Origin of the sequence: Streptomyces decoyicus, from assembly GCF_019880305.1 — a bacterium.
Classification (GTDB): Bacteria; Actinomycetota; Actinomycetes; order Streptomycetales; family Streptomycetaceae; genus Streptomyces; species Streptomyces decoyicus.
On sequence record NZ_CP082301.1, the window covers coordinates 2842005 to 2860709 of the forward strand.

Annotated in this window: 16 protein-coding genes; 2 read left to right on the forward strand and 14 right to left on the reverse strand. The window is 71.9% G+C overall.

The window, feature by feature from the left end; genetic code table 11:
* Window positions 1-12: 12 nt before the first annotated feature.
* From nadD to K7C20_RS12550, 3 genes are all read right to left on the reverse strand, one after another.
* The gene (nadD, locus tag K7C20_RS12540) at window positions 13-624 is read right to left on the reverse strand and encodes a nicotinate-nucleotide adenylyltransferase (RefSeq protein WP_048829510.1); all 612 of its coding nucleotides are present in this window, start codon (window positions 622-624) and stop codon (window positions 13-15) included.
* 52 nt (window positions 625-676) lie between these two features.
* A complete protein-coding gene (locus K7C20_RS12545) occupies window positions 677-838 on the reverse strand; it encodes a hypothetical protein (RefSeq protein ID WP_030082024.1) in 162 nt (53 codons plus the stop codon).
* A gap of 119 nt (window positions 839-957) precedes the next feature.
* Window positions 958-1107: a hypothetical protein gene (locus K7C20_RS12550; protein WP_167352495.1), complete on the reverse strand. Its 150-nt coding sequence runs from the start codon at window positions 1105-1107 to the stop codon at window positions 958-960.
* 153 nt (window positions 1108-1260) lie between these two features.
* Here K7C20_RS12550 and K7C20_RS12555 point away from each other — a divergent pair, with 153 nt between their 5' ends.
* Window positions 1261-2376: a M48 family metallopeptidase gene (locus K7C20_RS12555; RefSeq protein WP_030082026.1), complete on the forward strand. Its 1116-nt coding sequence runs from the start codon at window positions 1261-1263 to the stop codon at window positions 2374-2376.
* On the opposite strand, the gene K7C20_RS12560 is transcribed toward K7C20_RS12555, so the two are convergent.
* The 5 genes from K7C20_RS12560 to proB all read right to left on the reverse strand — a co-directional run bounded on the left by K7C20_RS12560 (window position 2373) and on the right by proB (window position 7499).
* Window positions 2373-3497: an SCO2583 family membrane protein gene (locus tag K7C20_RS12560; RefSeq protein ID WP_030082027.1), complete on the reverse strand. Its 1125-nt coding sequence runs from the start codon at window positions 3495-3497 to the stop codon at window positions 2373-2375. The genes K7C20_RS12555 and K7C20_RS12560 overlap by 4 nt on opposite strands.
* A gap of 108 nt (window positions 3498-3605) precedes the next feature.
* Window positions 3606-4265 (reverse strand): SCO2584 family spore wall biosynthesis protein, encoded by a 660-nt coding sequence (locus tag K7C20_RS12565; RefSeq protein WP_053208769.1) that lies wholly within the window; start codon window positions 4263-4265, stop codon window positions 3606-3608.
* Between the two features lie 62 nt (window positions 4266-4327).
* Window positions 4328-5596 carry a glutamate-5-semialdehyde dehydrogenase gene (locus tag K7C20_RS12570; protein ID WP_030082032.1) on the reverse strand — a complete coding sequence of 423 codons (1269 nt, stop codon included), beginning with the start codon at window positions 5594-5596 and terminating at the stop codon, window positions 4328-4330.
* A gap of 72 nt (window positions 5597-5668) precedes the next feature.
* On the reverse strand, window positions 5669-6163 hold the full coding sequence (locus K7C20_RS12575) for a hypothetical protein (protein ID WP_030082033.1): 495 nt from the start codon (window positions 6161-6163) through the stop codon (window positions 5669-5671).
* 238 nt (window positions 6164-6401) lie between these two features.
* Window positions 6402-7499 (reverse strand): glutamate 5-kinase, encoded by a 1098-nt coding sequence (gene proB, locus K7C20_RS12580; RefSeq protein WP_053208770.1) that lies wholly within the window; start codon window positions 7497-7499, stop codon window positions 6402-6404.
* A gap of 466 nt (window positions 7500-7965) precedes the next feature.
* Here proB and K7C20_RS12585 point away from each other — a divergent pair, with 466 nt between their 5' ends.
* Window positions 7966-10053, forward strand: coding sequence for a membrane protein (locus K7C20_RS12585; protein WP_030082040.1), 2088 nt, complete (start codon window positions 7966-7968; stop codon window positions 10051-10053).
* A gap of 112 nt (window positions 10054-10165) precedes the next feature.
* Here K7C20_RS12585 and obgE read toward each other — a convergent pair whose 3' ends face one another.
* The 6 genes from obgE to K7C20_RS12615 form a co-directional block, all read right to left on the reverse strand.
* Window positions 10166-11602, reverse strand: coding sequence for a GTPase ObgE (gene obgE / locus K7C20_RS12590; protein WP_053208771.1), 1437 nt, complete (start codon window positions 11600-11602; stop codon window positions 10166-10168).
* Between the two features lie 159 nt (window positions 11603-11761).
* Window positions 11762-12019, reverse strand: a complete 258-nt coding sequence (rpmA, locus tag K7C20_RS12595; RefSeq protein WP_018088248.1) for a 50S ribosomal protein L27 — start codon at window positions 12017-12019, stop codon at window positions 11762-11764.
* A gap of 14 nt (window positions 12020-12033) precedes the next feature.
* Window positions 12034-12354, reverse strand: a complete 321-nt coding sequence (gene rplU / locus K7C20_RS12600) for a 50S ribosomal protein L21 (RefSeq protein ID WP_030082047.1) — start codon at window positions 12352-12354, stop codon at window positions 12034-12036.
* A 225-nt stretch (window positions 12355-12579) separates the two neighbouring features.
* Window positions 12580-16431, reverse strand: coding sequence for an Rne/Rng family ribonuclease (locus tag K7C20_RS12605; RefSeq protein ID WP_053208772.1), 3852 nt, complete (start codon window positions 16429-16431; stop codon window positions 12580-12582).
* Between the two features lie 220 nt (window positions 16432-16651).
* Window positions 16652-17452 carry a TIGR03936 family radical SAM-associated protein gene (locus tag K7C20_RS12610; RefSeq protein ID WP_030082051.1) on the reverse strand — a complete coding sequence of 267 codons (801 nt, stop codon included), beginning with the start codon at window positions 17450-17452 and terminating at the stop codon, window positions 16652-16654.
* A gap of 48 nt (window positions 17453-17500) precedes the next feature.
* Window positions 17501-18685 (reverse strand): hypothetical protein, encoded by a 1185-nt coding sequence (locus tag K7C20_RS12615; RefSeq protein ID WP_053208773.1) that lies wholly within the window; start codon window positions 18683-18685, stop codon window positions 17501-17503.
* Window positions 18686-18705: the final 20 nt, after the last annotated feature.

An 18705-nucleotide genomic window follows, 5' to 3' on the forward strand; every position in this document is an offset into this window, starting at 1 on the left:
CCGTCAGCCCCGTCAGCGGTCGTTGCGGTACAGCTCTTTTTTGTCGATGTAGCGCACCACACCGTCCGGCACCAGGTACCAGACCGGATCCCCCTGGGCGACACGCGTGCGGCAGTCGCTCGAGGAGATGGCCAGCGCCGGCACCTCGACCAAGGACACCGCCCCCTCGGGCAGCCCGGGGTCCGCGAGGACATGGCCGGGCCTGGTCACCCCGATGAAGTGGGCGAGCGAGACCAGCTCCGCGGCATCGTGCCAGGTCAGAATCTGGCTGAGCGCATCGGCGCCGGTGATGAAGAACAGATCCGCGTCACGGTGCTCCGCACGCAGATCACGCAGCGTGTCTATCGTGTACGTCTTGCCGCCGCGGTCGATATCGATCCGGCTGACGGAGAACTGCGGATTCGACGCGGTCGCGATGACCGTCATCAGATACCGGTCCTCGGCCGGGGACACCTTCTTGTGACTCTTCTGCCACGGCTGTCCCGTGGGCACGAAGATGACCTCGTCGAGGTGGAACTGGCTGGCCACCTCGCTGGCGGCGACCAGGTGTCCGTGATGGATCGGGTCGAACGTCCCGCCCATCACTCCGAGTCGCCGCTTCACGGGCCCTGTGTGCTCTCCCATGCGTGCAGACCCTACTGGGCGGCGCGCGATACCGGGGGCCGGGTGCCGGGGCTCAGCGGTCCCGGTTGAAGCGGGTCGTGATCCAGAGCAGGAGAAGCAGGACAACCAGGGCGCCGCCGCCGGTCACGAAGGGGCTGAGGCTGGCGTGACCGCCCTCGTGTCCGGGTTCGGCGGCGAGGGAAACCAGGGACTGTGCGGTGGAGTGCAGGCTCATCGTCAGCAGGACCAATCCGGGCTGGGGTCGGGCGGAGACTTCCACCACATCGTAAGCGCCGTCTCACCGGGGGCTCACGGCGACTCCGCCCCGGACGCGCCCGGAGGGAGCCCGCGGGGTCAGTCCTGGCCGTAGCCGCGCAGCAGGAACCAGGCGAGCAGGGCGGCGCCCACGACGCCGACGATGATCACGGCGCGCAGGATCCACCCGGGTCCGCCGTCCCTGGCGGTCTCCTGGGCTGCGGCGAGCAGCACGCTCGGATACGGCATGACGGTGCGCTCCTCTGGTACGGGCCCGTGCGGTCATTCGTACGGGCCTGTGCGGGCATTGGTGCGATCGCCAGCGTACGCCCGAGCATCCATTCGCCTGTCGGTGGCGTCCTCTAGTCTGAAACACACGCAGTCGAACAGGGGGAGGCCCCAATGACGGAGAGCCCAGGCGGCAGCGCGAACGTTCCGAGCCGGGACCGGCGGCGGTTCCCCGGTATCTCGTCGCGGTCGTACGAGCACCCGGCGGACCGGTCGGCGCTGGTGGCGCTGCGCAAGCTGAGCGGGTTCGACACCGTCTTCAAGACGCTCAGCGGCTTGTTGCCGGAGCGCAGCCTTCGGCTGCTGTTCCTGTCGGACTCGGTGCGGGTGGGCGACCAGCAGTTCGCGCACCTCAACGACATGCTGCGCGATGCCTGTTACATCCTGGACCTGGAGAAGGTCCCGCCGATGTACGTCAATCAGGACCCGCAGCCCAATGCCATGTGCATCGGCCTGGACGAGCCGATCATCGTGGTGACGACCGGCCTGGTCGAGCTGCTGGACGAGGAGGAGATGCGGGCGGTCATCGGCCATGAGGTCGGGCATGCCCTGTCCGGGCACGCCGTCTACCGCACGATCCTGCTGTTCCTGACGAATCTGGCCATGAAGGTCGCCTGGATCCCGCTGGGCAACGTCGCGATCATGGCGATCGTGACGGCACTGCGCGAGTGGTTCCGCAAGTCGGAACTCTCCGCGGACCGCGCCGGGCTGCTGGTCGGGCAGGATCTGAAGGCCTCGATGCGCGGTCTGATGAAGCTGGCCGGCGGCAATCATCTGCACGAGATGAATGTCGACGCCTTCCTCAAGCAGGCGGAGGAGTACGAGTCGGGCGGCGATCTGCGCGACTCCGTGCTGAAGATCCTCAACCTGCTGCCGCGCAGCCACCCGTTCACGACCGTACGGGCGGCCGAGCTGAAGAAGTGGGCGGAGAGCCGCGACTACCAGCGGATCATGGACGGCCACTACCCCCGCCGGGACGAGGACAAGGACACCTCGGTCTCCGACTCCTTCCGGGACTCCGCGGCGCACTACGCCGACTCGGTGCGCAACAGCAAGGACCCGCTGATGGGTCTGGTGCGCGATATCGCCGGCGGCGCGGGCGACCTGGGCGGCAAGCTGCGCGACACGGTCTTCCGTGGCGGCGGCACGCGTCCCGACGGCTCGGGCGGCGCCAACGGCAGCAACGGCACCGGCGGAACCGGCGGAACCGACCGTCCGGAAGGCTCCTAACGCAGCGGATGCCGCGGCTTCGGCTGGGCGGAGGGGGCCAGCTCACCGCAGAGTGAGGGGTTGGCACGGTCCCTGGCATAGGGGTCGGTGCCCGTAGGCCGGTCCTTGCCGGCGTGCTGTCCCGCGAACAGCGGGCGCAGCGCGTCGGCCGGTTTCGAGGAGCAGGCCAGCGGCCCAGCCTGGAGGCTGCTCTGGAGCACCTCCAGGCGGTGGTCGGTGAGGTTCTCGCGGCTCAGCCGGAAGTGCACCTCGCGCCGGACGGTGACCAGCGAGGCGGCACCCGGGGTGGCCTTGCCGACGTCCTGGGCCCGAGCGGAGTCCTGCGCGCCGGGGGCGGGCCGTACGGCATAGACGAAGGTGTAGTCGGCGGTCACATCGAGCGCGTCCGGGCTCAGCTCCGAGGCGTAGAGGGTGCCGTTGACCCGTACGTTCCGGTCGGCGAGCCGGGTCTGCTTCGGGTCGAAGCGGACCAGCCAACCGGTCGCCGCGTCGTGGCCGTTGTCGTCGGGGTGCGCCAGGCTGCGGTCGAACTGGTCGAGTTGGCTCGTGTCGAGCAGCAGGCGCACCGGCCGTACGGAGCCGCCGGTGAGGGTGTCCGGGTCCAGCGAGGAGCGGACGATGTAGTCCTTCGCGACGGTCAGGGCCGAGACGATCTGGCCGTCGGAGAAGTGCTCGGTGCGGGTGACGGCGGGCAGATTCACGCCCGCGGCGCCGATCCGGTAGTTGGCCGCGGGGCTGTGGGCGAAGAGGTCCTCGGGCGTGGCGCCCGGCACCTCCCCGGCCGGCGCGAGCGGCACCACCGCGGAGCGCAACGGCTGTGCCCGGGCCGTCTCCGGGGTTTTGTACGGGTGGCGTATGCCCATGTAGACGGCGGTGCCGAAGGCGAGAACGATCAGCAGCACCAGCAAGACGGCCTGCCGGGAGCCGCCCAGCCGCATCCACGCATGCCGGGTCCTGACCGCCGGCGAATGATGCTCGCCCAGCCGCTCGTCCGCGGAGAATTCCTGTAGCCGTGCAGCCCGCACGAACGATTCGTCGAAGACGACGGATCGGTATTCGTCCTCACCGCCTCCCTGGGCGCCGTTGGGCGTCCCTTCGGGAGGGTCACCAGGCCCGGTCATACAACAAGAGTAGGTCTGCCGGGGCGAAGGTAAACGCCGGGGCGCCGGACAAGTTCACCGGTTCGATTCCGTTTCAGGAACCCGCTTTGCGGGCACTGCGCCACGGCGTCAGCTCGGCCTGGGCACGGCCGAGAACGACGGGCGCACGGGCCCCGCCGACGGCACCGTCGGCAGGCCGGGCCGCGCCGTCCGGACGCTGTCCATCCCGGCTGTGGTGGGGGCGTCCACGCCGCTGGACGTGGGCGCCGGTGCCGGGTTCTGGGTCCGCCCCGAGGAGCCCCGGTAGACGGCGCTGAAGGCCAGCGCGACCAGCCCGATGCCCATCACCACGGCCAGCACCCAGGCCACCGGCCGGTGCCAGCGGCTGCTGCCGCGGTAGGGGCGCAGGGCACCGCCGTAGGGGCCGTAGGGGCCGTACGGGTAGTCGCCGTACTCACCGTCGTCCTCGTACTCCGGGTAGTCGCTGTACCCGTCGTAGTCGTCGGCTCCCCGGGCGCGGCGGTGGCCGCGGGGGCCGGGATCGTCGGGGTCGTCGCCCTCGGGGCCGAAGCCGGGCCCGGAGCGGGCCGCCTCGGCCTCGGCGCGCGCCTCGGCGGCAGCCAGCATCCGCTCGACCGCCGAGGGCTCATGAATCTGCGCGGACCGGACGAATTCCTCGTCGAAGACCACGGAGGCGAATTCTTCGTCCGCTTTTCCGTGGCTCCCGTGGTGGTGCTCGTCGGGCTCTTCACCGTCCGGGAACGGCTTGCCCCCCACGTCGTCCGACACCCGTCCAGGTTAGCCCCGGGCGGTCCTTTTGGGCAGAGAGAACGGGGAATCCGGGGGACGCTTCAGCGGGTGTGGCCGTCGCCCGTGAGGATGTACTTGGTGGACGTCAGCTCGGGCAGCCCCATGGGGCCACGGGCGTGCAGCTTCTGCGTCGAGATCCCGATCTCCGCTCCGAAGCCGAACTGGCCGCCGTCGGTGAAACGGGTCGAAGCGTTGACCGCGACCGTGGTGGAGTCCACCAACTGGGTGAAACGGCGGGCGGCGGCCTGCGAGGTGGTGATGATCGCCTCGGTGTGGCCGGAGGTCCAGCGCCGGATGTGCGCCACCGCCGCGTCCAGGTCGGGCACCACGGCAGCCGCGATGTCGTACGAGAGGTACTCCGTCGCCCAGTCCTCGTCGGTGGCGGGGGCGACCAGCCCGGGGCCCGCCTGCTGCCAGGCGGCGTCACCGTGCACGATCACCCCGGCCTCGGTCAGCGCCGCCAGGGCGCGCGGCAGGAACTTCTCGGCGATCCCGGCGTGCACCAGCACCGTCTCGGCGGCGTTGCAGACGCTGGGCCGCTGGGCCTTGGAATTGACCAGGATGTCGACGGCCATGTCGAGGTCGGCGGTCTCGTCGACGTAGACGTGGCAGTTGCCGGTGCCGGTCTCGATGACCGGGACCGTGGACTCCTCGACGACCGTACGGATCAGGGACGCGCCGCCGCGCGGGATCAGCACATCGACCAGACCGCGGGCGCGCATCAGCTCGCGCACCGAGTCGCGGCTCTCGCCGGGCACCAGCTGCACCGCGTCGGCGGGCAGCCCGGCGCTCTGGACGGCGTCCCGCAGCACATCCACCAGGGCGCTGTTGGAGGCGTACGCCGAGGACGAGCCGCGCAGCAGCACGGCGTTGCCGGACTTCAGGCACAGGGCCGCGGCGTCCACCGTCACATTGGGCCGGGCCTCGTAGATGATTCCGATCACACCGAGCGGGACCCGGACCTGCCGCAGGTCGAGACCGTTGGGCAGGGTCGAGCCGCGCACCACCTCGCCCACCGGGTCGGGCAGCGCCACGACCTGGCGGACGTCGGCGGCGATGGCCGCGATCCGCTCGGGGGTCAGGGTGAGCCGGTCCACGATCGACTCGGCGGTGCCCGCGGCCCGCGCCTTCGCGGTGTCCTCCGCGTTGGCGGCGACGATGGTGCCGGTCTGGGCCACCAGGGCGTCGGCGATGGCGAGCAGCGCTGCGTCACGGGCCGTACGCGGCAGCGGCGCCAGGACGGCGGCGGCCTCCCGCGCGCGGCGGGCGGTCTCGAGGACGGGCGAGGAGTGCGATGCGCTGCTGGTCATGGCGGCAGCCTAGCGGGGCGGCAGGCCGCGGCCACGCCGCATCTCACAGCGCGGGACGCGGACGACCGCTGGTCAGAAGGGATGGACGCCGACCGGTGAGGCCGGGGGCGGGCCGTACCCCTCCGCGATGCGCTGGTGGTAGGTCTCGCGGTCGATGACTTCCAGGCCGACGATCTCCCACGGTGGCAGCTTGGCCGTCGAGCGGTGCTCGCCCCACAGCCGCAGCGCGACCGCCGCGGCGTCGTGCAGGTCCCGCGCCTCCTCCCAGTAGCGGATCTCGGCGTGGTCGTTGGCGTAGCGGCTGGTCAGCAGGAAGGGGTGGTCGTGGGCGAGCTGTTCCAGTGCCCGCCGGACCTCCTTCAACGGGGCCTCGGCGCCGGAGACACTGAGGGTGATGTGCCACAGCCGGGATGCCTCCCGGCGCCCGCCCTCCGGTCCGGGCCGCGCCGCCCTGTCCCCCTCCGCATCCTGCTCGTCCGGCCGGCCGGTGTCCTCGGCGGTCCCGACGCTGGTCAGCGTGCGTTCCGCCGCCCCTCGGGGCAGGGCCCCTGGGCGCCCTCGTCTCACCGGCGGCCTCCTGTGATGCGAATCGCTCCGCCCTCGGGGGTGCGGAGCCGTCGTACGTCGGCGGGTGCGCTTATGCGCTGCGGGCGCCGCTCCCCTACGGCGTCTCCGCAACAAAGTTGACCAGTCCGCGGCCCGTCGTGGGGCGTTTTCCCCAAGGTCTGTACGGAAAGGCTGGTCTCCGCACCATGCGGGGGAAAGTGTGCACGGAGCGTGACGACTGCCGGCCCAGGGGGCGTGCTCAGTGGTGCAGCAGCACCAGATCGTCGCGGTGCACGACCTCCCGCTCGTAGGCGGGGCCCAGCTCGCGGGCGAGATCGCGGGTCGAACGGCCCATCAATCGGGGGATTTCCCGGGCATCGAAATTGACGAGCCCACGGGCGACCGCGTGGCCGTCGCCGTCCCGCAGCTCGACCGGGTCACCGGCGGAGAACTCGCCGTCCACGGAGGCGATGCCGGCCGGCAGGAGGGAGGAACGCCGTTCGACGACGGCCTGCACGGCGCCGTCGTCCAGTACGAGCGCGCCGCGCGGTGTGGAGGCGTGCGCGAGCCACAGCAGCCGGTCGGCGGAGCGGCGGCCGGTGCGCAGGAAGTGGGTGCCGGTCGAGCTGCCGGCGAGCGCGTCCGCGGCGTGCACGGCGGAGGTCAGGACGACCGGGATGCCGGCCGCGGCCGCGATCCGGGCCGCCTCGACCTTGGTGACCATGCCGCCGGTGCCGACGCCTGCCTTGCCCGCGCTCCCGATGGAGACGCCCGCCAGGTCCTCGGGCCCGCGCACCTCGGCTATCCGGGAGGTGCCGGGGGTAGCCGGATCGCCGTCGTAGAGGCCGTCCACGTCGGAGAGCAGGATCAGCAGGTCGGCGCGGACGAGATGGGCGACCAGGGCCGCCAGCCGGTCGTTGTCGCCAAAGCGGATCTCGTCGGTCGCGACGGTGTCGTTCTCGTTGACGATCGGTACGGCGCCCATGGCCAGCAGCTGGTCGAGGGTCCGGTAGGCGTTGCGGTAGTGGGCCCGGCGGCTGGTGTCGTCGGAGGTCAGCAGGACCTGGCCGACGCGGCGGCCGTAGCGGGCGAAGGAGGCGGTGTAGCGGGCGACCAGCAGGCCCTGGCCGACGCTGGCGGCGGCCTGCTGCCGGGCCAGGTCGCGGGGCCGCTTGGGAAGCCCCAGGGGCGCCAGACCGGCCGCGATGGCTCCGGAGGAGACCAGCACGATCTCCTTGTCCTGGTGCTTGGCCAGCACATCCACCAGCGCGTCCACACGGTCCGCGTCCAGCCCCCCGGCGGCCGTGGTCAGCGAGGACGAGCCGACCTTCACCACGATCCGGCGAGCGTCCTTCACGTCCTGCCTTGCGCCTGCCACCTGCATACCCCTGTGCTCGCCGATCCCACCGCCGTACGGGGGATCCCTGCCCGACCCGCACCACGGCCCTACGGGCGCAATCTACGGCAGGGCGGCCTGCCGGCGCTTCGTGATATCGCCTGGCGGACGCCCTTCGGGGGGACCGGCCGGACCCGGCGCGGACAAGAGAGCGCAGAATAGGGGCCGCAATTCCCGGGCCCTACTTCCGGGATTTTTCATGGCCACGCGGTTTTCCTTAAGACGGAAGCCGAGGCCAAGAGGTTGCGTTCGATTGGTCCGCTTTCGCGGTGATGAGAGCCACAGCAGATTGTCACCAAGGCCAACAAGGTCATACGGTCGGGTGTCCATCGGTCCCGTTTCGCCGCTCCGGCGGCGTCGCAGCGCGGGACCCGGCCGCCCCCCTCGGCCTCCCCCTGACCATTCGTGCTGCCAGGAGCCCTCCCCCGTGCCTTCCGCCGGAATCGCCCCCCGCCGAGCCGTCCAGCTCGCGGCACTCTTCGCGATGATGGTCGCGTTCACCGCCCAGTTGGTCGGTGCGCTGCTGCCCGTCATCCCGCTGTTCATCGCCGCATCCGTGGTCAACCTGGGTCTCGACCTGGTCCTCCAGCACAAGCAGCCCGGCCTGCTCGCCGTGCTCGGCCGGATCCGGTTCGATGTCACGGTGCGCCAGTTGCTGCGCGACATGCTGATACTGGTCGGCCTGCTGCACATCGACGGCATCAACCCGCTCGAGGAGCAGGCGCCGCTCACCATCACGCTGCTCCTCTTCTACGGCACCCACTTCGTGTGCCAGGCGGTCGCGGTGCTGGTCCGCAGGACCCGCAGCATGCCGTTCGTGACCCGCAACATCGATGCGAGCGCGCTGCGGCTGTGCGACGCCCCGCCGCGCATCCTCTCCCGCCAGACGGGCCGGCGGCTGCTGCGCTTCTCCGTGCCCACCACGGTCGGCATGATGCTCACCTCGATCACCACCGACGCGTACTGGGGCGGCATCGGCCTGGCCGTCTCCCTGGCCCTGTCCGCCGGCGGCACCCTCTACCTGGGCACCTGGCTGCTGCCCAAGAAGCGGGTGGCCAGTGAGAAGCAGGCCCTCGCCTGGCTGGACGACTGGCTGGCCGAGTACCAGCCGACGGTCGGCATGTACTTCTCCGGCGGTTCCTCCTCCGCCTACCAGGCCAACATGTGGCTGAGCACGCTGGCGTCCCTCGACGGCAACCCGATCATCGTGCTCCGCGAGCGCTTCATGGTGCAGAAGATCGAGGCCACGGACGTGCCGATCGTCTGCATCCCCAAGGTCGCCAACCTGATGCGGCTGGAGCACTCCACGCTCAAGGTGCTGCTGCACCCGGCGAACTCCGGCAAGACCTCGCAGATCCTGCGCATCCCGTCCATCAAGCACGCCTTCACCAACCACGGCGAGAGCGACAAGCTGTCCTCCTGCAACCCGTACGCGAAGGCGTACGACGAGGTATGGGTGGCGGGTCCGGCGGCCCGTGACCGCTACCAGCTCGCCGACATCGGCGTCGAGGACAAGGACGTCATCGAGGTCGGCCGCCCCCAGCTGGCCCCGATCGAGCCCTACGCGGGCGCCCCGGCCGACCGGATGACGACCGTGCTGTACGCCCCGACCTGGGAAGGCTGGGACGGCAACCCGGGAAACACCTCGGTGATCCTGGCGGGCGAGAACATCGTCCGCGAGCTGCTCGCCGACGAGAACGTGCAACTGCTGTACAAGCCGCACCCGATGACCGGTTCCGTGGACCCGCGCGCGGGCGCCGCCAACACCCGCATCCAGGCGATGATCACGGAGGCGAACGCCCGGCGCAGCGGGGAGCGGCCCGGCCCGGAGGCCGCCGCCGAGCTGGCCCGCCGTACCGAGGCGCTCAATGCGCTCACCACGTCCGCGTTCCGCAAGAGCGCGGACGAGCTGGAGCGGATGCGGATCCAGGGCACCCCGGAGGAGGGCCGCGCCGCCGCCGTCGCCGCGGCCGTCACCGCCTGGGAGGAGGCGTACTGGAAGTCCTTCCCCCGGTGGGAGCACCGCATCATCACCACCGCCCGCCCCGGCATCTTCAGCTGCTTCAACCAGGCCGACGTGCTGATCAGCGATGTCTCCAGCGTCGTCTCCGACTACCTGAGCAGCGAGAAGCCGTACGCGGTCGCCAACACCTCGGGGATGAGCGAGGACGACTTCCGGGCGAACTTCCCGACCGTGCGGGCGGCGACGATCCTCACGCCCGAGGCGGACGGTGTGGCCGGTCTCCTCGACGCGGTCCGCGACCCGGAGCAGGACACCCTGGCCGCGGAGCGGGCCGAGCTCAAGGAGCACCTGCTGGGCCCGTCGGACCCGCCGTCGTCGGTCCGCTTCAACCAGGCCGCGCTGGATCTGTGCGCGAAGGCCGACGAGCGGCGCATCCGGATGGAGAACCGGCTGTCCGGTATCCCCGGCCAGCGCTCGCAGGAGGACATGGACGCCTCCGAGACGGCCGAGCACGAGGCCAGCGGCGCCTCGGACACCACGGCCGCCGTCTAGGCCGCAGCGGGCCGCTCACGGCCTCGGTGCAGAAGAACAGGGAAGGCCCCCGGGAGGAGAACTCCCGGGGGCCTTCCCCGTTCTTCGGTGCTGCGGGCCGCCGGGCGGACCGTCAGAAGGGCTTGAAGCCCTCGTACTCCTGGTCGGCCTCGTCCCGCGCCACGTCCCGGTCCTTGCGGCGCTGCGCAGCCGGACGGGGCGCCTCCAGGCGGTGGTCCTCGCCACGCCGGCCCAGCATCTCCGCGCCGGCCGCCATCATCGGCTCCCAGTCGAAGACGACGGCGTTGTCCTCGGGGCCGATGGCGATGCCGTCGCCCGCGTGCGCGCCCGCCTTGCGCAGCGCGTCCTCGACACCGAGGCGGTTGAGGCGGTCGGCGAGGTAGCCGACGGCCTCGTCGTTGTTGAAGTCGGTCTGCCGGACCCAGCGCTCGGGCTTCTCGCCGCGCACGCGGTAGAAGTTCTCGCCCTCCTCCGTGACCGTGAAGCCGGCGTCGTCCACGGCCTGGGGCCGGATGACGATACGGGTGGATTCCTGTACGGGCCTTGCCGCGCGGGCCTTGGAGACGACGTCGGCGAGCGCGAAGGACAGCTCCTTCAGGCCCATATGGGCGACCGCGGAGACCTCGTAGACGTGGTAGCCACGCTCTTCCAGGTCGGGGCGGATGATGTCGGCGAGGTCCTTGCCGTCCGGGACGTCGATCTTGTTGAGGACGACCATCCGGGGCCGGTTCTCCAGGCCGCCGTACTGCTTGAGCTCCTCCTCGATCATGTCGAGGTCGGAGACCGGGTCACGGTCGGCCTCCAGGGTCGCGGTGTCCAGGACGTGGACGAGCACCTCGCAGCGCTCGACATGCCGCAGGAACTCCAGGCCCAGGCCCTTGCCCTGGCTCGCGCCGGGGATCAGACCGGGGACGTCCGCGATCGTGTAGACGGTCGAACCGGCCGTCACCACACCGAGGTTGGGCACCAGGGTGGTGAAGGGGTAGTCGGCGATCTTGGGCTTGGCGGCGGAGAGCACCGAGATCAGCGAGGACTTGCCCGCGCTCGGGTAGCCGACCAGCGCGACGTCCGCGACGGTCTTGAGCTCCAGCACGATGTCGCGGGCCTCGCCGGGCTCACCGAGCAGCGCGAAACCGGGGGCCTTGCGGCGGGCGGAGGCCAGCGCGGCGTTGCCGAGGCCGCCGCGGCCGCCCTGGCCGGCGACGAAGGTGGTGCCCTGGCCGACGAGGTCGGCGAGCACATTGCCCTCGCGGTCCAGGATGACGGTGCCGTCCGGGACCGGCAGGACCAGGTCCTGGCCGTTCTTGCCGGAGCGGTTGTCGCCCGCGCCCGGCTGGCCGTTGGTGGCCTTGCGGTGCGGGTGGTGGTGGTATTCGAGAAGGGTGGTGACGTCCTGGTCGACGACCAGGATCACATCGCCGCCGCGGCCGCCGTTGCCGCCGTCCGGGCCGCCCAGCGGCTTGAACTTCTCCCGCATCACGGAGGCCACGCCGTGGCCTCCGTTACCCGCGGCGACGTGCAGCTCGACGCGGTCCACGAAGGTGGTCATGGTGGGGGTGCCTCCAGATAACTACGGGTATGTCGCTGTACTGCGCGAATGTTCTCTGTACTAACACGCAAGGGCGGACCGGCCTTCCCGCTGTCGCGGGAAAAGGCGGTCCGCCCCTGAGTGATGCTGATGCTGAGCTATCGCTCGGCCGGGCCGAAATTACTCGGCGACCGGAACGATGTTCACGACCTTGCGGCCACGGTGGGTGCCGAACTGCACCGCACCGGCAGCAAGGGCGAACAGGGTGTCGTCGCCGCCGCGGCCGACGCCCGTGCCCGGGTGGAAGTGGGTGCCACGCTGGCGGACCAGGATCTCACCGGCGAGGACGGCCTGACCGCCGAAGCGCTTCACGCCGAGCCGCTGAGCATTGGAATCGCGACCGTTCCGAGTGGACGATGCGCCCTTCTTATGTGCCATGTCTCCTCAGTCCCTTACTTCGCCGGAGCGTCGATGCCGGTGATCTTCAGCGCCGTGTGGAGCTGGCGGTGGCCGATCCGCTTCTTGTAACCGGTCTTGTTCTTGTACTTCTGGATCCGGATCTTGTCGCCCTTGTGGTGGTCCACGACCTCGCCCTGGACCTTCACGCCGGCCAGGACCCACGGGTCGCTGGTGACTGCGTCACCGTCGACCACCAGCAGCGTGGAGAGCTCGACGGTGTCGCCGACCTTGCTGGTGGAAATGCGGTCTACCTCGATGACGTCGCCAACAGCAACCTTCTGCTGGCGTCCGCCGGTGCGCACGATCGCGTACACGCGGAACTCTCTTTCGCTAGGAACGGATCCTCTGATGCCAGCCGCTCACACGGGCTCGGGATGGGGCCCGTGAAATCCGAATGGACGAGCGGCCTCCCTCGGCGGACCGAGAGGTGTTTGCTCAGGGGTTTGGTGTCACAGACACCGACGGTCAAGGTTACGGGGCCTTGACCAGGGGGTCAAACCGGCCCCGGACCGCTGACGGCCCGGGGCACGGCCTGCTGCTCAGTCCTCCGTGGAAGAGGACACCGACGCCACCGAGGGCTGCTCGGCGGCAGCGGTCTTCTTGGCCGCCGCCTTCGTCGTCTTCTTCGGAGCCGCCTTCTTCGCGGTGGTCTTCTTCGCCGCGGCCTTCTTGGTGGTGGTGGCGGTGGTGGTCTTCTTCGCCGCCGCCTTCTTGGCCGTGGTCTTCTTCGCCGCGGTCTTCTTGGTGGCGGCCTTCTTCGCCGTCGCCTTCTTCGCAGTCTTCTTGGCCGCGGGCTCCGCCTCCGCCCCGGCGCCCTCGACGGGCTCCGTGACCTCGGCCGGCACGGGCTCGGTGACCGGCTCCGCCGCCGGCGCCTCGGCCGGGACGACGATCTCGGCGGCCTCCTCGGCGACCTTGGGGGCGCCCGCCGGAGCGGTCGCCTTACGGGTCGCGCGGCGGCGCGGACGGGCCGGTGCGTGCTCCGCGACGGGCGCCTCGGCGACCGGCTCCGGGACCGTCTCCGGCTCCGCTGCCGGCGCCGACTCGGCCGGGACGACGATCTCGGCGGCTTCCTCCGAGACCTTGGGGGCGCCCGCCGGGGCGGACGCCTTCCGGCTCGCCCGGCGACGGCCACGGCCGCGCCCGGCGGCCGCCTCGGCCTCGGCAGGGCTGCTGAACCATTCGTCGGTGCCGTCCACCGCGGGCTGGAGCTCGGCCTCCGTCACGGGGGCGGGCTCCAGCTCCGGCGCGCCGCCGTCCGGGGTCGGCTCGGCCGCCTCGGCCTCGTGGACATGCGGCTCGGCCTGGGCGCCCTTGCCCTTCTTCTTGCGCTTGCCACCGCCGCCGGCCGTCGTCGGCTGGTCCATGTGGACGAGGACGCCACGGCCGTTGCAGTGCACACAGGACTCGGAGAAGGACTCCAGCAGGCCCTGGCCGACCCGCTTACGGGTCATCTGGACCAGGCCGAGCGAGGTGACCTCGGCGACCTGGTGCTTGGTCCGGTCCCGGCCCAGGCACTCCAGCATCCGCCGCAGCACCAGATCCCGGTTGGACTCCAGCACCATGTCGATGAAGTCGATGACGACGATGCCGCCGAGGTCGCGCAGCCGCAGCTGGCGCACGATCTCCTCGGCCGCCTCCAGGTTGTTCCTGGTGACCGTCTCCTCGAGATTGCCGCCCTGACCGGTGAACTTCCCGGTGTTGACGTCGATCACGATCATCGCTTCGGTCTTGTCGATCACCAGCGAACCACCGCTGGGCAGCCAGACCTTGCGGTCCAGCGCCTTCATCAGCTGCTCGTCGATGCGGTACGTCGCGAAGACGTCGACGTCCGAAGTCCACTTCTGGAGCCGGTCGGTGAGGTCCGGGGCGACGTGCGCGACATAGCCGTGGATGGTCTCCCACGCCTCGTCACCGCTGACGATGACCTTGGAGAAGTCCTCGTTGAAGATGTCGCGGACGACCCGGACGGTCATGTCCGGCTCGCCGTAGAGCAGGCTCGGCGCGTTGGAACTGCCGCCGCTCTTGGCCTTCTTCTGGATCTCTTCCCACTGCGCCTGGAGCCGCTGGACGTCGCGCGCCAGCTCGTCCTCGCTCGCGCCCTCCGCGGCGGTGCGGACGATGACGCCCGCGTCCTCGGGGACGATCTTCTTGAGGATCTGCTTCAGCCGCGCCCGCTCGGTGTCGGGCAGCTTGCGGCTGATACCGGTCATCGAGCCCTCGGGCACGTAGACCAGGTAGCGGCCGGGGAGCGAGACCTGGCTGGTGAGCCGGGCGCCCTTGTGGCCGATCGGATCCTTGGTGACCTGCACCAGCACGGACTGGCCGGACTTCAGCGCGGTCTCGATGCGGCGCGGCCCGTTGGACATGCCGAGCGCCTCGAAGTTGACCTCACCGGCGTACAGCACGGCGTTGCGGCCCTTGCCGATGTCGACGAAGGCGGCCTCCATCGACGGCAGGACGTTCTGCACCTTGCCGAGGTAGACATTGCCGACGTACGAGGTCGCCTGCTCCTTGTTGACGAAGTGCTCCACGAGCACGTTGTCCTCAAGGACGCCGATCTGGGTGCGCTCGCCGCTCTGGCGGACGACCATCACGCGCTCGACGGCCTCGCGGCGGGCGAGGAACTCCGCCTCGGTGATGATCGGCACCCGGCGGCGGCCCTGCTCGCGGCCCTCACGGCGGCGCTGCTTCTTGGCCTCCAGGCGCGTCGACCCCTTGATCGACTGCACCTCGTCGGCGCTGGTGCTCTCGTCCTTCTTACGGGGCTCGCGGACCTTGACGACCGTGCGCTCCGGGTCGTCGGTGCCGCCGGTCCCGTCCTCGCCGGTGTCACCCGTGCGACGGCGGCGGCGGCGACGACGGCGGCTGCTGCTGGAGCCGCCGCCCGACTGCTCGTCGGCTTCCTCCTGCGTCTCCGGCTGCTCGTCGGCCTGCTCGTCGCTCTCCTCGGACTCCGCCTGAGCGCTCTCGCGCTCGTCGTCCGTACGGCCCTCGGCGGGCTGCTCCTCGGCGGACTCCCCGCGGCGGCGGCGACGGCCACCACGGCGGCGGCGGCGCGAGGGGCGGTCGCCGGACTCGTCCTCGCCGTGACCGCCCTCGGCCGGCTCGGTCTCCGGCTCGGTCTCCGGCTCGGCTGCTGCCTCGGCTTCTTCGGCCGCCGGCTCCTCGGCCGGGGCGGCGGTGACCTGCTCGGGCTCGGCCGGGGCGCCACGACGGCGACGGCGGCGCGCACCGGCGGCGGGCTGCTCCTCCACGGCCGGCTCGGCCGGGGTCTCCTCCTGGCGGGCCGCGGCAGCGGCGGCGGCCGCGGTCTCCGGCGTCTGGAACATCGGCTCGGTGAAGACCGGCGCCTGGAAGACGGCGGTCGGCGGCCGCTGCGCGCGGCGACGGCCGCGCTGCGGCGCCTCCTTCGCGGGCTCCTCCTCGGCACGGGGCGCCTCGGCGGCCGGCTCCGCGGCCCGCTCGCCACGGCGGCGCGCCCGACGGCGGGGGGCCTCGGCGGTCTCTACGGGCTCTGCGGCCTCGTCGGCCGGCGCCTCCTCGGCGTCCGCTGCCCCGGTCTCCTCGGCTTCCTCGGCGGCCTGCGGCGCACCCGAGGGGGCGGTGACCTTACGGGTGGCACGGCGGCGCGTGCGGGCCGGCTTGGCGTCCTCGGCGGGGGCCGGCGCCTCCTCCTCGGCGGCGGGGACGGCCGGTGCGGCGCTCTCGTCCGTCGCGGCGGCCTCGTCGGCGTCGCTCCCCTGGGGGGCGCCGGCCGGAGCGGTGGCCTTACGGGTGGCACGGCGGCGGGAACGGCGCGGAGCGGCGTCCTCGGTCTCCTCGGCGGCGGGGGCAACCTCCGCGGCGGCCTCGACGGGCTGGGCCGCGGGCGCGGGCGCCTCGGCGGCGGCAGGCTCCTGGCCGGCCTCGGCCTGCGGGGGGCCGGCGGGGGCGGACACCTTGCGGGTCGCCCGGCGGCGGCCGCGGCGCGGCGCGGCGTCCTCGGCCTGCGGCGCCTCGGCGGGCGCCTCGGCGGCAGCGGACGTCTCGGCGACGGCCGGTTCGGCGGCTGCCTCGGGCTGCTCGTCGGCGGCCGGCTGCGGGGCTCCGGACGGGGCGGTGACCTTGCGCGTCGCACGGCGGCGGGTACGGGCCGGCTTGGCCTCGTCCCCGGTGGTGACCGCGGAGGCGGTGGTCTCCTCGGCGAGGGCCGGATCGGCCACGGACGCGGCGGCGGTCTCGGTGCTCACCACTGCTTCGGCCGCGCCACCGGCCGACGGCGGGCCGGCCGGCCGGGATGCCGCACGGCGCCTGCGGCGCGGCGGCAGCGTGTCGCTGGGTGAGTGATTGTCGTCGGCACCACGGTCCTCGGACGGCGTGGAGCGGGTGGGCTCAATGGGCTCGAGCATGCGGGCGGTTCTCCCGTCACGCTCCCGGGCGCCGCGCCTGATTCCGGCCGCGGTCCGCGTGATGAGCGCGGTCCCGCTGTCCGGGGCGTGGGCGCCGCACGGGAGCTGTCGTCTCGCTCACCGGTCCCCGTAGGGCAGGGACCGGCGAAAGTCTCCTGGTCAGTGCGTCTGCCGGACCGGGGTGGCTCCCTGGCTGATCGGCGACGCGACGACGGCAGTCCTACGCAGTACCTTCCCCGGCTGCCGGGGAGGCCCCACTCGTCGCCTTCGCGGCACTCAGCCCGGCGGCCGTGGATGGGGCGGCCGTGGCAGCGTCGCGGTCGGGCGCTAGCGGGTCAGTCACCGCGCCGGTCTCCTCATCGAGCAGCCCCTGCGCCAGCCTGGTCACCGCTGCGGGGACCGGCGGCGCCAGGTCGGCCGTAGCTCGGAGGCCGGACAGGACGTCGTCGGGTCGAACGGCAGGTGTCAGATGCCGAACAACCAGCCGCAGTATCGCACAGGCATTGCCGTCGGGCCTATCGGTGTCGCGACCTGCGGCCTCCAGACGCGCCACTGCGGCCCGCGCGTCAAAGGTCCGGATGCCGTTTTTCGTACGCCGCTCGACCTGCACCTCTTCCGCGGCGAGGAACGCCGCGACGGCGCGCTCGGCGGCCTGTGCCTCGACCCCGTCGAGCCGGATCTCCCACACCGAGGCCTGGAGCCGGTCGGCCAGACCACTCGTGTGGGCCTCGACGGCGTCGGTCACATCGAGACCGTCCGGCAGCGACTCGTCGAGGAGGGCGCGGAGGGTGTCCGGGTCGCGGCGCTCGGCGAGCTGGATCTCCAGATACTCGGCCTCGCTGCCCGTACCGGTCGGGGCAGCGTTGGCGTACGACACCTTGGGGTGCGGGGTGAAGCCCGCGGAATAGGCCATGGGGACCTCGGCGCGGCGCAGCGCCCGCTCGAAAGCGCGCTGGAAGTCGCGGTGGCTGGTGAACCGGAGGCGGCCGCGCTTGGTGTAGCGCAGTCGGATGCGCTGCACCGCCGGTGCGGGCGGCGGGCCTTCGGGCTGTCGCTTGCCCAGTGTCGTTCAGTCCTTCGTGAGTGCGGTCGTACTGCTACCTAGAGTACGTGCCCCGGGAGCTCCCGGTTCCCGGCGGGGCGCGGCAGCCGCGGTCCGCGGCGGCTCCGCGGGGGCCCCGAACAGCGCCCGCCGGATCTCCCTGCGGGTCTGCCGTACGGTTTCGCGGGCGGTGCGCAGCGCCTGCCGGACGGGCCGCCAGAGGCCGTCGCGGAGGACGTGCCCGAGCGGGGTGAGCACGCTGCGGTAGACCCACCGCAGCGGTTCGACGAAGACCCACCACAGCAGCGTGCCGAGGAACCGGCCGAGGGCCCGGGAGACGATACCGGCGGCCCGCCAGCAGAACCCGAACGCCGCCCCGGCCTCGCGGACGACCACCGTCACCACGACGGCCAGCAGCCGCCCGGCCGGCGCCAGCACATACCGCCACAGGCTGACCACCGGCACGACCACGAGCCACCGCACGAGCGTGGCGAGTACGGCGGCGATGCCGCGGACCAGCCAGGCGATGCCGTGCCCGGCCGGCATCAGGACGTACGCGTACAGCCACTGGGCGGGGACCACGATCAGATACCGGACCAGCCACGCCACCGCCGCGCCGATCCCCAGGCCGACGGGTGCCAGCACATACCGCCACAGGGTCACCCACGGCCACACGAACAACGCGCGGCCGAGCCAGGCCAGGGCCACGCCCAGCGCGCACAGCACCCAGGTGATGCCGTGCCCCACCGGAGTCATCACGTAGGTGTACAGCCACCGCGCCGGGACCACGATCAGATACCGGGCCAGCCACGCCACCGCCCTGCCGGTCCCCCGGCCGGCCGGCGCGAGGACGGAGCGCCACAGCCACACCAACGGGGCGACGACCAGCATCCGCCAGATCCAGTTCAAAGGGATCACGACAAGGGTCCGCCAGGCCCACGCCACGGGGACGACCACGAGGGTCCGCCAGGCCCACGCCACGGGGACGACCACGAGGGTGTGCCCCAGCCAGGCGAGACCGCGGCCGAAGGGGCGCAGCACGCTCCGGTTCACGGCCCGGCCGGCGACGGCCAGTGCATCCCACACCAGGCGCACCGGCACCACGAGCACCAGCACCACGATCCGCACCGGCAGCCGGACCACGGTCGTCACACAGCCCTCGCCCGGCTCGTAACGGGCGGGCACCTGCCGTTCCCTGTCGTTGGGCTCCATTCGCCCGTCCCCCTGTACTG

What these genes read in the sequence shown, in the direction of transcription:
- K7C20_RS12605 (WP_053208772.1), bottom strand. Translation starts at nt 16,431, where the DNA reads ATGCTCGAGCCCATTGAGCCCACCCGCTCCACGCCGTCCGAGGACCGT.
- K7C20_RS12545 (WP_030082024.1), bottom strand. Translation starts at nt 838, where the DNA reads ATGAGCCTGCACTCCACCGCACAGTCCCTGGTTTCCCTCGCCGCCGAA.
- obgE (WP_053208771.1), bottom strand. Translation starts at nt 11,602, where the DNA reads ATGACCACCTTCGTGGACCGCGTCGAGCTGCACGTCGCCGCGGGTAAC.
- rpmA (WP_018088248.1), bottom strand. Translation starts at nt 12,019, where the DNA reads ATGGCACATAAGAAGGGCGCATCGTCCACTCGGAACGGTCGCGATTCC.
- nadD (WP_048829510.1), bottom strand. Translation starts at nt 624, where the DNA reads ATGGGAGAGCACACAGGGCCCGTGAAGCGGCGACTCGGAGTGATGGGC.
- K7C20_RS12560 (WP_030082027.1), bottom strand. Translation starts at nt 3,497, where the DNA reads ATGACCGGGCCTGGTGACCCTCCCGAAGGGACGCCCAACGGCGCCCAG.
- K7C20_RS12570 (WP_030082032.1), bottom strand. Translation starts at nt 5,596, where the DNA reads ATGACCAGCAGCGCATCGCACTCCTCGCCCGTCCTCGAGACCGCCCGC.
- K7C20_RS12555 (WP_030082026.1), top strand. Translation starts at nt 1,261, where the DNA reads ATGACGGAGAGCCCAGGCGGCAGCGCGAACGTTCCGAGCCGGGACCGG.
- K7C20_RS12550 (WP_167352495.1), bottom strand. Translation starts at nt 1,107, where the DNA reads ATGCCGTATCCGAGCGTGCTGCTCGCCGCAGCCCAGGAGACCGCCAGG.
- K7C20_RS12615 (WP_053208773.1), bottom strand. Translation starts at nt 18,685, where the DNA reads ATGGAGCCCAACGACAGGGAACGGCAGGTGCCCGCCCGTTACGAGCCG.